The organism is Aeromonas oralensis (genome assembly GCF_049665575.1).
GTDB lineage: Bacteria > Pseudomonadota > Gammaproteobacteria > Enterobacterales > Aeromonadaceae > Aeromonas > Aeromonas hydrophila.
Genome location: NZ_CP187186.1, coordinates 2,858,337 through 2,872,244 on the forward strand (window position 1 = coordinate 2,858,337; position 13,908 = coordinate 2,872,244).

9 protein-coding genes and 1 pseudogene are annotated in these 13,908 nt (G+C 62.2%); 5 read left to right on the forward strand and 5 right to left on the reverse strand.

Annotated features, from left to right (window positions below; genetic code table 11):
• Window positions 1–109: 109 nt before the first annotated feature.
• The 3 genes and pseudogenes from asp (at window position 110) to ACPDZI_RS13335 (ending at window position 5,268) form a co-directional block, all read left to right on the forward strand.
• The gene (asp, locus tag ACPDZI_RS13325) at window positions 110–1,984 is read left to right on the forward strand and encodes a serine protease Asp (protein ID WP_438833287.1); all 1,875 of its coding nucleotides are present in this window, start codon (window positions 110–112) and stop codon (window positions 1,982–1,984) included.
• 17 nt (window positions 1,985–2,001) lie between these two features.
• Window positions 2,002–2,460: a serine protease chaperone gene (locus tag ACPDZI_RS13330; RefSeq protein ID WP_408755562.1), complete on the forward strand. Its 459-nt coding sequence runs from the start codon at window positions 2,002–2,004 to the stop codon at window positions 2,458–2,460.
• 425 nt (window positions 2,461–2,885) lie between these two features.
• Window positions 2,886–5,268, forward strand: a pseudogene (locus ACPDZI_RS13335) (beta-glucosidase).
• Between the two features lie 95 nt (window positions 5,269–5,363).
• On the opposite strand, the gene ACPDZI_RS13340 reads toward ACPDZI_RS13335, so the two are convergent.
• On the reverse strand, window positions 5,364–6,341 hold the full coding sequence (locus ACPDZI_RS13340; RefSeq protein ID WP_438833288.1) for a helix-turn-helix domain-containing protein: 978 nt from the start codon (window positions 6,339–6,341) through the stop codon (window positions 5,364–5,366).
• 300 nt (window positions 6,342–6,641) lie between these two features.
• Window positions 6,642–9,020 (reverse strand): phosphoenolpyruvate synthase, encoded by a 2,379-nt coding sequence (ppsA, locus tag ACPDZI_RS13345; protein WP_438833289.1) that lies wholly within the window; start codon window positions 9,018–9,020, stop codon window positions 6,642–6,644.
• Between the two features lie 308 nt (window positions 9,021–9,328).
• Here ppsA and ppsR point away from each other — a divergent pair, with 308 nt between their 5' ends.
• Window positions 9,329–10,141: a posphoenolpyruvate synthetase regulatory kinase/phosphorylase PpsR gene (gene ppsR / locus ACPDZI_RS13350; protein ID WP_005302533.1), complete on the forward strand. Its 813-nt coding sequence runs from the start codon at window positions 9,329–9,331 to the stop codon at window positions 10,139–10,141.
• A gap of 90 nt (window positions 10,142–10,231) precedes the next feature.
• Here the strand turns inward: ppsR and ACPDZI_RS13355 are convergent, their stop codons facing one another.
• The gene (locus tag ACPDZI_RS13355) at window positions 10,232–10,519 is read right to left on the reverse strand and encodes a hypothetical protein (protein WP_010633583.1); all 288 of its coding nucleotides are present in this window, start codon (window positions 10,517–10,519) and stop codon (window positions 10,232–10,234) included.
• Between the two features lie 362 nt (window positions 10,520–10,881).
• Here ACPDZI_RS13355 and ACPDZI_RS13360 point away from each other — a divergent pair, with 362 nt between their 5' ends.
• A complete protein-coding gene (locus ACPDZI_RS13360; protein WP_202010608.1) occupies window positions 10,882–12,258 on the forward strand; it encodes an amino acid permease in 1,377 nt (458 codons plus the stop codon).
• Between the two features lie 271 nt (window positions 12,259–12,529).
• Here ACPDZI_RS13360 and ACPDZI_RS13365 read toward each other — a convergent pair whose 3' ends face one another.
• Entirely contained in the window at window positions 12,530–13,234 is a 705-nt protein-coding gene (locus ACPDZI_RS13365) for an SIMPL domain-containing protein (RefSeq protein ID WP_187268425.1), read from the reverse strand.
• A 56-nt stretch (window positions 13,235–13,290) separates the two neighbouring features.
• Window positions 13,291–13,848: a hypothetical protein gene (locus tag ACPDZI_RS13370; RefSeq protein ID WP_438833290.1), complete on the reverse strand. Its 558-nt coding sequence runs from the start codon at window positions 13,846–13,848 to the stop codon at window positions 13,291–13,293.
• Window positions 13,849–13,908: the final 60 nt, after the last annotated feature.

Below are 13,908 nucleotides of genomic sequence, written 5' to 3' on the forward strand. Positions count from 1 at the left end.
TTTTTTGAGCCTTATCTCAGAATCAAAACGAGTGCTTTTTGACTCTGTTTTTCCCGTGTATAGATGCCAGTCGCACCCAGGACGGTGCGATATAAGATGGAGTTTATGAATGAGAAAAACATCGTTAGCGTTGGCAATCTCGGCCCTGCTCTCGGCCCTGCCCATCGCTTCAGTTCAGGCGAGTGAGAGTTGCACCCCATTGACCGGCAAGGAAGCCGGCCTCGATACCGGCCGCAGCAGCGCAGCGCGCTGCCTGCCCGGCATCAACCCGCTGCAGGATCAGCAGTGGCACCTGCTCAACAGCGGCCAGAATGCCTTCAGCCCCCGTGGCGGCATAGCAGGCAACGACCTCAACCTCTGGTGGGCACACCGTACCGGCGTGCAGGGTCAGGGCATCAACGTGGCCGTGGTGGATGACGGCCTGGCCATCGCCCACCCGGACTTGGCCGACAATGTGCGCCCCGGCTCGAAGAACGTTGTCACCGGCAGCAGCGACCCCACCCCGACCGATCCGGACAGTGCCCACGGCACCTCGGTCTCCGGCCTGATCGGGGCGGTCGACAATAGCATCGGCACCCTGGGGGTGGCTCCCCGCGTCCAGCTGCAGGGGTTCAACCTGCTGGATGAGCGCAGCAAGCAGCTGCAGAAAGACTGGATCTATGCGCTGGGCGGCAGCACCGCCACCGCCGACAACCGGGTCTTCAACCAGAGCTACGGCATGAGCCTGGTGGATCCGCAAAGCGCCAGCGGGCTGGATCAGGTTCAGCTCGATCGCCTGTTCGAGCAGCAGACCCAGCAGGCGCAGGGCGCGGCCTATATCAAGGCGGCAGGCAACGGCTTCAACCGCATCGCCGCGGGCGACTACATGTTCAGCCGCACCGGCGCCCTGCCCAAGCTGCCGTTCGAGAACAGCAACATAGACCCCTCCAACAGCAACTTCTGGAACCTGGTGGTGAGCGCCATCAACGCCGACGGAGTGCGTTCCTCCTACTCCAGCGTCGGCAGCAACGTCTTCCTGAGCGCCCCCGGCGGGGAGTACGGCACCGATGCGCCGGCCATGGTGACCACGGATCTGCCCGGCTGCGACATGGGCTACAACCGCACCGACGATCCCAGCACCAACCGGCTGCACAACAACCCGCAGCTGGATGCCACCTGCGACTACAACGGCGTGATGAACGGCACCTCGTCGGCCACCCCCAACACCTCGGGCGCCATGGCGCTGCTGATGTCCGCCTACCCGGATCTGTCGGTGCGGGATCTGCGCGATCTGCTGGCCCGCAATGCCACCCGCATCGATGCCGGCCAGCAGCCGGTCCAGGTCAGCTATACCGCCGCCAACGGTCAACCCCGCCAGGTCACCGGCCTGGAAGGGTGGGAGCGCAACGCCGCCGGCCTCTGGTACAGCCCCACCTATGGCTTTGGTCTCATCGACGTGAACAAGGCCCTGACGGCCGCCGCCAACCACACCCCGCTGCCGCCGCTGGTGCAGTTGCCGGCTCAGAAGGTCACGGTGCCGCGCAGTGAAGGGAGCATCGCGGATGTGGGCAGCAGTGCCACCCGCTCCAGCACCCAGGTGGCGCAAGCCTTGACCGTGGAAGCGGTCCAGGTCACGGTGAGCCTGGATCATCAGCGCCTGCCCGACCTGCTGATCGAGCTGGTCTCCCCGTCCGGCACTCGCAGCGTGCTGCTCAACCCCAACAACAGCCTGGTGGGGCAATCCCTCGACCGGCAGCAGTTGGGTTACGTGCGCACCAAGGGGCTGCGCGACATGCGCATGCTCTCCCACAAGTTCTATGGCGAAGCGGCCCAGGGCGAGTGGCGACTGGAGGTGACCGACGTCTCCAACAGCAGCCGCCAGCTGACGCTGGTTGACCTCAACACCAACCGCCGCAGCACCCTGACCGAGCGCAACAACAGCCAGCCGGGTCAACTGCTCAACTGGTCCCTGCGGGTGATCGGCCACGATGCCGCCCGCTCATGATCACAAGGAGTCACAAGATGAAACACAGCTTACTCGGCCTCGCTCTGGCCGGCCTCCTGGCTTCGGCCGGCGTGCACGCCGCCGATGAATCGGTGGTGATCGACGGCAAGCAGTACCGCACCATTGAGGTGAACGGTCAGACCTACCTCACCCCGGACAACGGCAGCAAGCAGCGGGTCGCCCGCAGCGCAGACGGCAAGGCGCCCCGGCAAACCCTGCGCAGCGGCGACGTGTTGCTGCAAGGGGTGGCCAGCCCGGAACTCACCGCCAGCGGCACCCTGCTGGTGGAAGCCGATGACAACCAGGCCAGCGCGCTGGCCAGCCGTCACGGCCTACGCTTCAAGCAGAGCAGCGGCGGCATCGCCCTGCTGGAAGCCAAGCCGGGCACCGATCTGAACGCCATCGCCACGGCGCTCAAGCAGGAGGGGGTCAACGTGCAGATTGAACTCGCCGGGGCCCTCAAACAGCCCAAGTGAGCCGTCCCGGGCCATTGCCCGGGCATATCAGCAGATCTTCGAGGGGGCCGCCGGCCCCCTCGCGCGTTGCTCGCCGTCATCCTCAGTGACCATCAGGCCACCCGTTTCCCCTCAATCTTCCCCGCCCTTCTCCCCTGCCCTTGCCACCTTTCACTCTTGGTTTGACGCCGCTTTTCGATGCGACCTTGCTCACAACTCGGTCCCCTTGCTCCCGCCGGCACATTTCTCGCTCCCCCGGGGCAAGGCTGCCCTCGCCCGGCTTGTTAACCTGCCTGTAGCCAAACACCTGCCCACGGGCCCGTTCGGCCTTCCTTGCGATATCCAATGGCAGCCGCCAGCAGAGCGGCCCAGCCCGGGCGGATGCCTTGCGCCCGGTGTCGATATCTCCTTTTTATTTTTATTCAGACAGTTACGAGGACGTCTTCATGCCTATCACCACAAAATTGAAAGCGGTTTCACTGGGTGTCAGCCTGGCGCTGGCCGGCCTGCTGGTCGGTTGCAACCAGAATGACTCGGATCCCCTGGTCAAGGACGATGCCTATTACCGTGGCCAGGCCGAGGCCATGGTGGCCAAGCTGACCCTCGGCGAGAAGCTGGACCTGCTCTCCGGCCCCGGTTACGGCAGTGCCAACGGCGCCATCAACGTCAAGCAGGACGTGCACGGCGTGGCGGGTTACATCAACGGCGTGCTGCGCAGCGCGGACGGCATCGACATTCCGGCCCTCAAACTGGCGGACGGGCCAGCCGGGGTGCGGATCAACGCCAACCGCGACGGTGACAGCGCCAGCTACTACGCCACCGCCTGGCCCATCGGCTCGCTGCTCGCCTCCAGCTGGGACGTCAAGCTGGTCAAGGCCGTCGGCGAAGCCATGGGGGACGAGGTGCGCCAGTACGGGGTCGACATCCTGCTGGCCCCGGGCATGAACATCCAGCGCAACCCGCTCAATGGCCGCAACTTCGAGTACTACTCGGAAGACCCCCTGCTCACCGGCAAAATCGGTGCCGCCATGGTCAACGGGGTGGAAAGCAACGGGGTGGGCACCACCATCAAGCACTACTTTGGCAACAACTCCGAGACCAACCGCAACCAGATCAACGACATCGGCGAACCGAGAACCTTCCGCGAGATCTATCTGCGCGGCTTCCAGATAGCGGTAGACGAGGCCCAGCCCTGGGCGGTGATGACCTCCTACAACAAGGTCAACGGCACCTATGTCAACGAACGCAGGGATGCACTGACCGACCTGCTGCGCGGCGAGTGGAAATTCGACGGCCTGGTGATGTCCGACTGGTTTGCCGGCGATGTGGCCAACAACGCCTACAAGCAGGTGCTGGCGGGACAGGATTTGATCGAGCCGGGCAACGTCAAGGAGCAGTTGCAGCAATCCATCGAGCACGGCGATCTCGACGAGGCCAAGGTGAACGAGGCCGCCATCCACATCCTGACCCAGGTAATGAAGAGCCCCTCCTACAACCAGCTGGCCATCAGCAACAGCCCGGATCTAACCGCCCATGCCAAACTGGCCCGTCAGGCCGGCGCCGAGAGCATGGTGCTGCTGCGCAACGACGCCGCAGCCCTGCCACTGGCGGCAAGCAGCACGCTAGCCAGCTTTGGCATCAACCAGATCAACACCTACAAGGGCGGCACCGGCAGCGGGGATGTGAACGCCGCCAGCACCACCACCATCGCACAGGGACTGGCGGCACGCTTCCCGGTCAACGAGGCGTTGCAGAGTTACTACCGCGATTTTTACGAGAACAACAAGGTCTATCACGAGGGACAATTTGGCGCCAAGGGCTACTACACCTGCGCCGAGGCGCCAATCAGCGGCGATCTGGCGGCCCTGATCGCCAGTGCAGCCGCCACCCAGCAAGCCGCCGTCATCAGCATCGGCCGCCAGGCCGGGGAAGGGGCGGATCGCAGCAGCGGCAAGGGGGACTATCTGCTCGGTGATGACGAGCGCGCCCTCATCGATGCGGTGAGCAGCGCCTTCCACGCCCAGGGCAAGAAGGTGGTGGTGGTGCTCAACGTCAACGGCGTCATCGACACCGCCCAGTGGAGCGACAAGGTGGATGGCATCCTGCTGGCCTACATGGCTGGCCAGGAGACCGGCCACGCGGTGGCGGACGTGCTCTCCGGCGCGGTCAACCCGAGCGGCAAGCTGGCCCAGAGCTTCCCGCACAGCTACGCCAGCGTTCCCTCCGCCGGCACCTTCCCGGGTGAGGACACCGACGGGGACGGCGAACCGGACGATCTCTACTACAACGAGGGGATCTACGTGGGCTATCGCTACTACAGCACCTTCGAGCAGGCGGTCTCCTACCCGTTCGGCTTCGGTCTCTCCTACACCAGCTTCAGCTACACCAGCCCCGCCATCGCCAGCAACACCCTGGCGGACGGCAGTGCCGGCAACCTGGTGCTGACCGCCACCATCACCAACACCGGCGCCGTGGCAGGCAAGGAGGCGGCCCAGGTCTATGTGACCGCCCCCGAGGTCAAGCTGAAGAAACCGCTCATCGAGCTCAAGGCCTTTGCCAAGACGGCGCAACTGGCACCGGGGGCCAGCGAACAGCTGAGCTTCACCATTCCGGCCAGCATCCTTGCCAGCTTCGATGAGGCCAGCAACCAGTGGATCGTGGAGCCGGGTCGCTACAGCGCCTACATCAGCCCCTCGTCGGATGTCTCCGCCAGCACGCCGGTCAGCTTCACGGTGAGCAAGGAGATCGTAGTGAGCAACACCACGCCAGGGGCACTGGCACTGCCGGGCCGGGGTGGATCCCGCCAGCGTCACCACCATCACCCGCTAACAGAGGCTGGCACGGCCGGGCACCCTACCCAGCCGTGCCTGACAATTGCCTAGCAATGACCCGACCACGGGACCGGCCTTGCGCCGGTCCCGTTCTTATTGGCGGGCGTTGCGATAGGCCAGCGGCGTCATGCGGGTGTTAGCCTTGAAGAAGCGGTTGAAGGCGCTCTGGGACGAAAAGCCGACCCGATCGCTGATGTTCTGCAGCGGTTGATCTCCCTCACCCAGCAAGCGGCAGGCTTCGCTCACCCTCGCTTCCCTCAGCAGAGTGGAGAAGCTGCTCCCCTCCCCCTGCAATTTGCGATTGAGGGTCCAGCGGCTGACGTTCATGGCCGCGCACACCTCCTTGAGCAGGCTCTCGTCGCTCTCCAGCTCCCCTTCCCGGATCTTGTGGCGGATCCGCTCCCCCACCAGATAGGCAAAGGGGGCCCGCTCGGCGATGTCGGCGCAGATCTGCGCCAGCTGGGCCAGTTGCAGATGACCCAGCGGCTCGTTGTAGCAGTGGCTGGGGCAGTCGAGTTGGGCGTTGTCGATGGTCAGGGTGTTTTCCCCCTGCTCCCAGCGGCAACGGGCTCCAAAGAACTGGTCCAACAGTTGATGGCGTGGTGGCGGCAGCCCCGTGAAGCCCACCGAGACCCGGGGATCCGCCAGATAGACCCGCAGGATCCGGTAGAGCATGATGAAGTTGGGGATGGCTTGACTTGCCCCCAGGCTGGCAGGCCCCTGATTGACATACAGGTATTGGCTGGCCTGCGCCCCCCGCCGCACCCGCAGCTCGTCACAACTGCCGATGATGGGGCGATAGGCCAACAGCACCTCGAGCGCCGCCCGCGGCGAGGGCTGGTTCAGGCACAGGCTGATGAGCGGCGGATAGTGCTGGTAGAGCTGGCCGATGTCGTAGGAGAGGATGGTTTCGTGAAAACTGGCCAGATAGGGCTGCATCAGTTGCAGCATCCGGTAGTGGCTGTGGGCCGGCAGCCGACCCTGCTCCCGATCGATGTCGAACGACGTGAGGCCGCCCGCCATCAGAATCGCATCGGGATCGCCCCCCTGCTGCTGGCAGGCTCCCAGCATTCGTCTGATCACTTGGTTTGATACGCTCTGTGACATCTGCCGTCCTGGCCTCCGTGCTGACAGGAAACTGCTCGTGATCCCCCGGCCAGCCACTGACGGCGGGCCTGCCACCCCGTGCAGCGGGCTGGCGCGACCATTATGGGGCGGTTGCAAAGCGAGCAGATGTAACGGAGTGTAAAAGCACGCGCCAGCGCGCCATTTTGGGCACATCTGGCCGTCATATCGGACCAGCTGCGTCAGGTTCGGTCATGAAAAATGGCGCCCGTGGGCGCCATTTTGATGGGGGCTGTGCAGCCGGCGTCAGTTCGCCTTGTGCTGCTCGGCCAGATAGAGCCAGGTGTCGACCACGGTATCCGGGTTGAGGGACACAGAGTCGATGCCCTGCTCGACCAGCCAGGCGGCAAAGTCCGGGTGATCGGACGGCCCCTGGCCGCAGATCCCCACGTACTTGCCCGCCTTGCGGGCGGCAGCAATGGCCATCGCCAGCAGCGCCTTGACCGCTTCGTTGCGCTCGTCGAACAGGTGGGCGATAAGCCCCGAGTCCCTATCAAGTCCAAGGGTGAGCTGGGTCATGTCGTTGGAGCCGATGGAGAAGCCGTCCACGTGCTCGAGGAACTTGTCTGCCAGCAGGGCGTTGCTCGGGATCTCGCACATCATGATCACCTTGAGCCCCCGCTCGCCACGGCGCAGACCGTTCTCTGCCAGGATGTCGATCACCTGCTCCGCCTCGCCTACGGTGCGCACGAAGGGGATCATCACCTCGACGTTGGTCAGCCCCATGACATCGCGCACCCGCTTGATCGCCTCGCACTCGAGGGCAAAACAGGGGCGGAAGCTGTCGGCGATGTAGCGTGACGCACCGCGAAAACCGATCATCGGGTTCTCTTCATGAGGCTCGTAGCCACGGCCGCCCACCAGGTTGGCGTACTCGTTGGACTTGAAGTCCGACATCCGCACAATCACCCGCTCCGGCCAGAAGGCGGCAGCCAAGGTGGCAATGCCCTCGGTCAGCTTGGCGACGTAGAACTCGCGCGGGCTCTCGTAGCCGGCGATCATCTTGCCGATGCTGGCCTTGAGCTCGGGGCTCTGGCTGTCGAATTCCAGCAGCGCCTTGGGGTGTACCCCGATCATCCGGTTGATGATGAACTCGAGACGGGCCAGACCGACACCGGCGTTCGGCAGCTGGGCGAAGTCGAACGCCCTGTCCGGGTTGCCGACGTTCATCATGATCTTGATGGGCAGGCGCGGCATGTTGCCCACCTCGGTCACCGCCACGTCGAAGTCGAGTTCGCCGTCATAGATGAAACCGGTATCCCCTTCCGCGCAGGAGACGGTAATGAGCTGGCCCGGTTCAATGCGCTTGGTGGCATCACCACAACCCACTACCGCCGGAATGCCCAGTTCGCGGGCGATGATGGCGGCGTGACAGGTACGCCCGCCCCGGTTGGTGACGATGGCGGAGGCCCGCTTCATGATGGGCTCCCAGTCCGGGTCGGTCATGTCGGTGACCAGCACGTCGCCGGGCTGCACTTCGTCCATCTGGCTGATGGAGGAGATGACCCGTGCCGGGCCCGCCCCGATCTTGTGGCCGATGGCGCGCCCCTCGATCAGCACCTTGCCCGCTTGCTTGAGGGCAAAGCGCTCGAGGGTGTTGGCCTCCTGACGGCTGCGCACGGTTTCCGGGCGAGCCTGCACGATGTAGAGCTGGCCATCCTGCCCGTCCTTGGCCCACTCGATGTCCATCGGGCGGCCGTAGTGCTGCTCGATGATGAGGGCCTGCTTGGCCAGCTCCATCACCTCGGCATCCGTGATGCAGAAGCGGCTGCGCTCGGCATCCAAGGTGTCGACGATCTGCACCTGGCGGCCGTGGCTGGCATCGCCGGAATAGGTCATCTTGATGAGCTTGGAGCCGAGGGTCTTGCGCACCACCGCCGGGCGTCCTGCCTTGAGGGTCGGTTTGTGCACGTAGAACTCGTCGGGGTTGACCGCACCCTGTACCACCATCTCGCCAAGGCCCTGGGCGCCGGTGATGAACACCACGTCGTTGAAGCCGGACTCGGTATCCAGGGTGAACATGACGCCGGAGGCGGCGAGATCGGAACGCACCATGCGCTGGATCCCGGCCGACAGGGCGACCCCCTTGTGGTCATAGCCCTGATGCACCCGATAGGAGATGGCGCGGTCGTTGAACAGTGAAGCAAACACATGCTTGACGGCAATCATGACGGCGTCGATGCCGCGCACGTTGAGGAAGGTCTCCTGCTGGCCGGCAAAGGAGGCATCCGGCATGTCTTCCGCAGTGGCGGAGGAGCGCACCGCAAAGGACGCGTCAAGCCCACCGCTGAGCTTGTCGTAGGCAACCCGGATCGCCTGTTCCAGTGCGCTCTGGAACGGGGCTTCGATCACCCAGTCACGGATCTGCTGGCCGGCCCGGTTGAGGGCGGCGATGTCGTCCACATCCAGGCTGTCGAGCAGATCGTGGATCTTGCCGTTGAGGCCGCTTGACTCCAGAAACTCGTTAAACGCAAAGGCGGTGGTGGCAAACCCGCCCGGCACCGACACTCCGGCACCAGAGAGGTTGCTGATCATCTCGCCAAGGGATGCATTTTTGCCGCCAACTCGTTCTACGTCCTGCATTCCGAGTTGCTCGTACCAGAGTACGTACTGTTGCACTTGCATGTCTCCAGGTTGGTGGGCACTGTGCCGCCATGGCACCTTGTGCGCCAGTTTATGTGCGTTATTGTCTGTTTCTACTGTTGCCAACGACCATGAAAACGTTTTCTACTTATTGTCAAAAAAATCCCCGAGCAAGATTTGGGGATGGTCGAATGACACAGACATTCTACAATGCCAACACAAAAAGGTAACGACTCAGGTTTGCAAGCCACTTCACAACTTGGGCACGGCAGACCGGTTGACAAAAACGATATGGTTTCGAGAGATACTTCTTGCTTGCCAGCTCGCCGACCCCCTCACAGGAGCCCCCAGTGCACACCGTATTTTATGTTTCAGACGGCACCGCCATCACCGCCGAAGTGTTCGGCCACGCCGTGTTGAGCCAGTTTCCGCTGGCCTTCGAGCAGATCACCATCCCCTTTGTCGAAACGCTGGAGAAGGCGCGCCAGGTACGGATGCGCATCGACGAGCAGTTCCGCCAGACCGGGGTTCGCCCCATTCTGTTCCACACCATCGTCGATCATCAGGTGCGCGAGGAGGTGCTCAAGGCCCAGGCCAGCAGCCACGACTTTCTCAACACCTTCGTCAGCCCGCTGGAACACGAGCTCGGGGTGAAGGCCGAACCCAGACTGCATCGCACTCACGGCATGGAGAACCGCAAGCTCTATGACGATCGCATCGAGGCGGTCAACTTCGCGCTGGCCAACGACGATGGCATCACCACCAAGGAGTATGAGGAGGCCGACATCATCCTGATCGGGGTCTCCCGCTGCGGCAAAACCCCGACCAGCCTCTATCTGGCGCTGCAGTTCGGCATTCGCGCCGCCAACTACCCCTTCATCGAGCAGGACATGGGGGTCTTGGATCTGCCGGCCGCCCTCAAGGCCAATCGCCACAAGCTGTTCGGTCTTACCATCGCTCCCCAGCGGCTGCACGAGATCCGCAACCAGCGCCGCGCCAACAGCCGCTACTCCTCGCTGGAGCAGTGCGAACAGGAGCTGGCCTGCGTCGAGCGGCTGTTTCGCCAGGAGGCGATCCGCTTCCTCGACACCAGCTCCCACTCAGTGGAGGAGATCAGCGCCAAGATCCTCGAGGCCACCGGCCTGCGCCGTCAGCTTTATTGAGCTGCGCCGCCCGCCGGCAAGCTGACGACACGGCAAACGCCAATAAAAAAGCGCCGGATACAACCGTATCCGGCGCTTGTCGACTGGACCTCAGCGGGGCTGGGAGCCCGGGCGGTTCAGCTCTTTGTTGTTCATCAGCATGGCGTAGAAGTTGAGCACACCGTGACGCCGGCGTACCCGCTCGGTCAGCCAGAGGGCCGGCAGCAGGCCGATGGCACCGGCGATCAACAAGACCGTCCGCAAGTGCATCACCAGATAGTCATCACCCTGTACGGCCCATACCAGCAGACACCCCGCCGCCATGGTCAGCAGCAGGGGCGAAAGCCACACGGTGAGCCACAGCGCGACGGCCAGCAAACTGCCAATAATACGTTGCATGAAGTGCATCCTTGTTGCAAAGGAGGCTTCATAAAACAGGAATTGCCGACAGAGTCAACCAAACAGAACCTAACTGCTCATAATACAACCAAACACTTCCCTGCCAGCTTCACCGCTCCCTAAAAACCTGCCTTTCGCCGAAAAAACCAGCGAATGATGAGGAAAACAGGTGCATCGGCGATGGATTATCACTATTCTGCTTCCGTTGGTAGTCGCCATAAAAAACAGAAAGCGGCTCACTGTAACGAAATAAATACGGATTTCGTCACGTTTCAGGCACGCTTTGCCGTGCACGGTCACATGGAGTGACCCGACGGACGAGATGACAGACGAATGACTTCAGAAGACGTAAGGAAGGAAGAATGGATCTTCAACAAAACGGCGAGGAGCTGAAACGCGGTTTGAAAAACCGCCATATCCAGCTCATCGCGCTGGGCGGCGCCATCGGCACCGGCCTGTTTCTCGGCATTGCCCAGACCATCAAGATGGCGGGCCCCTCCGTGCTGCTTGGCTATGCCATCGGTGGTTTTATCGCCTTCCTGATCATGCGCCAGCTGGGCGAGATGGTGGTGGAAGAGCCGGTAGCCGGCTCCTTCAGCCACTTTGCCTACAAATACTGGGGTGACTTTGCCGGCTTTGCCTCCGGCTGGAACTATTGGGTGCTCTACGTGCTGGTGAGCATGGCCGAGCTGACCGCGGTGGGCATTTATGTCCAGTACTGGTGGCCCGAGATCCCGACCTGGATGTCGGCGGCCTTCTTCTTCGTGCTGATCAATGCCATCAACCTCTCCAACGTCAAGGCGTTTGGCGAGATGGAGTTCTGGTTTGCCATCATCAAGGTGGTGGCCATCATCGGCATGATCGGGTTTGGCGGCTACCTGCTGGCCAGCGGCAACGGCGGCCCGGACGCCAGCGTCAGCAACCTGTGGGCCCAGGGCGGCTTCTTCCCCAACGGCATCAGCGGTCTGGTGATGGCGATGGCGGTGATCATGTTCTCGTTTGGCGGGCTCGAGCTGGTCGGCATCACGGCTGCCGAGGCCGACAATCCCGAGAAGAGCATCCCCAAGGCCACCAATCAGGTGATCTACCGGATCCTCATCTTCTACATCGGCGCCCTGGCCGTGCTGATGTCCCTCTACCCCTGGGGCAAAGTGGTGGAAGGCGGCAGTCCCTTCGTCATGATCTTCCACGCACTGGACAGCAATCTGGTGGCCACCGTGCTCAACATGGTGGTACTGACCGCGGCCCTGTCGGTCTACAACAGCTGTGTCTACTGCAACAGCCGCATGCTGTTTGGTCTGGCCAAGCAGGGCAACGGTCCGCGCAGCCTGCTCAAGACCAACAAGAGCGGGGTGCCTGTGGTGGCCATCTCCGTCTCCGCCGCGGCAACCCTGCTGTGCGTACTCATCAACTACCTGATGCCGGGCAAGGCATTCGAGCTGTTGATGGCGCTGGTGGTTTCCGCCCTGGTCATCAACTGGGCCATGATAAGCTTGGCGCACCTGAAGTTTCGCAAGAGCAAACAAACCGAAGGCGTGGTTCCCAAGTTCAAGGCATTCTGGTACCCGTTCGGCAATTACCTCTGCCTCGCCTTCATGGCCGGCATCCTGGTTATCATGTATCTGACCCCGGGCATCCAGATCTCGGTACTGCTCATCCCGGTCTGGATCATCGTGCTGGCCATCGGCTATCAGTTCAAGCAGAAGCGCCAGGCTCGCGTCGCGGCCAACCTGGGCTGACGGCATCAGCCTCATCGCCCCTCAAAAGCCGGTCACTGACCGGCTTTTTTCTACCCGGATATTCCCCCGCAAGTAGGCATTACCCGCCTCGTCTCCCCTCTCCAGTCCAGTCCAGTCCAGTCCAGTCCACCATGACCATTTGAGCACGCGCTCAGCAAGCGGCCATCGCCAGCCCTCTCTCTTTGGCAAGCATCCTTGCGCGTCTAAAAACAACAAGCCCGAGACTGAGCGCTCGGGCTTGTTGCAGAAAGGCAGGTGGAAAACTGCGGGATTATTCCAGCAGGAAGACGGCTTCCACGTTGTCCGTGATGGTGATCTGCTGCTGTTGGTAGCTGTTTTCCATCATGTCGGCAGCAGGTGCCATGGCAGCAGCCTTGAGGGCCCGGCTGTAGATCGGCATGGGGCTATTGTTGCGGTACTCGACGCTGTAAACCTTGCCGAGTTTCATGCCAAACGCCTTGGCCAGAGACTCAGCCTTGTTTTTGGCATCTTCAACCGCTCCGAGGCGCGCCTGCTCCTTGATGGTTTGCGGCGCCTTGAGCCCGTACTCAATCTGGGACACGGATTCCAGCCCGGCCTTGAGGGCGGTGTCCATCAGCTCGCTCAGCTTGTCGAGTTGATAGAGTTTGACCGCAAGCTGGCGCTGGGCACGGTAGCCTACCAGTTCCGGTTTCTTGTTCTGCGGATACTGGTATTCCGGAGAGATCACCAGATTGCCCGCCTCAACATCGCTGCGCTTGATGCCCAGCCCTTCCAGCTGGCCAAAGAAGGCGGCGACCTTGCCATCCACCTGCTGCTTGGCCTTGATACCCTGTTTTTCCAGCGCCGTTACGGAGACATTCAGCGTCAGCATGTCGGGCTCGGCTTTTTGCTCGGCATAACCGCTCACCACCAGATGGGGGGCTTGCGGCACTTCAACGGCAAACAGGGGTGCACTGATAACCAGGGCAGACAGGGTAAGCAGGGGACGCCACATAAAAAAAGACCTCAATCTATTGGAGTGAGGTCATTATGCCCGTCGTCGAATGGGATTCATATATCGTGCAACGGCGGGATCTGATCCAGCACCTGATTGGTCATATCGATATTGATGCTGATCTCGCCACCCGGCAGCCCCTGATGAGCAGCAGCCTGTGGCGTGGCGCTGCGGGAACCCAGCAGCACATCATCATCAAAATAGAAGGAGTCCCACGACAGAACATGTCCGGCCAGCGGAGCTACCGGCTCCGTCATCGTGGTGGTCACCAGAGGAGCACAGTCGATGTTGTCGGAGTGGCCGAGCAGATCCTGCAGGCAGACATCGCTCAAACTCTGCAACGTATATTCCTGCTGCCCCTGTTCATGACCGACCAGCACCATCATGTGGGGTGGCGCGGCATCGACGGCTGGCGTGAATGAGATAGTGGCCGCCGCAAAGTCCACATTCAGTGAACCAGCAACCTCGCCATCATCGCTCTCCAGATCCAGTGCATCAATCCGATCACCCGCCATCGTGGCGTGATAGCCAAACTGGCCGGTACAGGTAATGCTGCCCTGCCCGTCCCAGCTATAGCGAATGCCATCGATATCGACCCAATTAAATGACTGCATGGTGACCCTCTCCTGTACTGCCGCTATCTTAGCCGCCCCCTCAGTCAAAAAACAGGGGCC

Excerpts from the sequence above, each read along its gene's own strand:
- asp (WP_438833287.1), top strand. The coding sequence starts at position 110 with ATGAGAAAAACATCGTTAGCGTTGGCAATCTCGGCCCTGCTCTCGGCC.
- ACPDZI_RS13330 (WP_408755562.1), top strand. The coding sequence starts at position 2,002 with ATGAAACACAGCTTACTCGGCCTCGCTCTGGCCGGCCTCCTGGCTTCG.
- ACPDZI_RS13340 (WP_438833288.1), bottom strand. The coding sequence starts at position 6,341 with ATGCTGGGAGCCTGCCAGCAGCAGGGGGGCGATCCCGATGCGATTCTG.
- ppsA (WP_438833289.1), bottom strand. The coding sequence starts at position 9,020 with ATGCAAGTGCAACAGTACGTACTCTGGTACGAGCAACTCGGAATGCAG.
- ACPDZI_RS13355 (WP_010633583.1), bottom strand. The coding sequence starts at position 10,519 with ATGCAACGTATTATTGGCAGTTTGCTGGCCGTCGCGCTGTGGCTCACC.
- ACPDZI_RS13360 (WP_202010608.1), top strand. The coding sequence starts at position 10,882 with ATGGATCTTCAACAAAACGGCGAGGAGCTGAAACGCGGTTTGAAAAAC.
- ACPDZI_RS13365 (WP_187268425.1), bottom strand. The coding sequence starts at position 13,234 with ATGTGGCGTCCCCTGCTTACCCTGTCTGCCCTGGTTATCAGTGCACCC.
- ACPDZI_RS13370 (WP_438833290.1), bottom strand. The coding sequence starts at position 13,848 with ATGCAGTCATTTAATTGGGTCGATATCGATGGCATTCGCTATAGCTGG.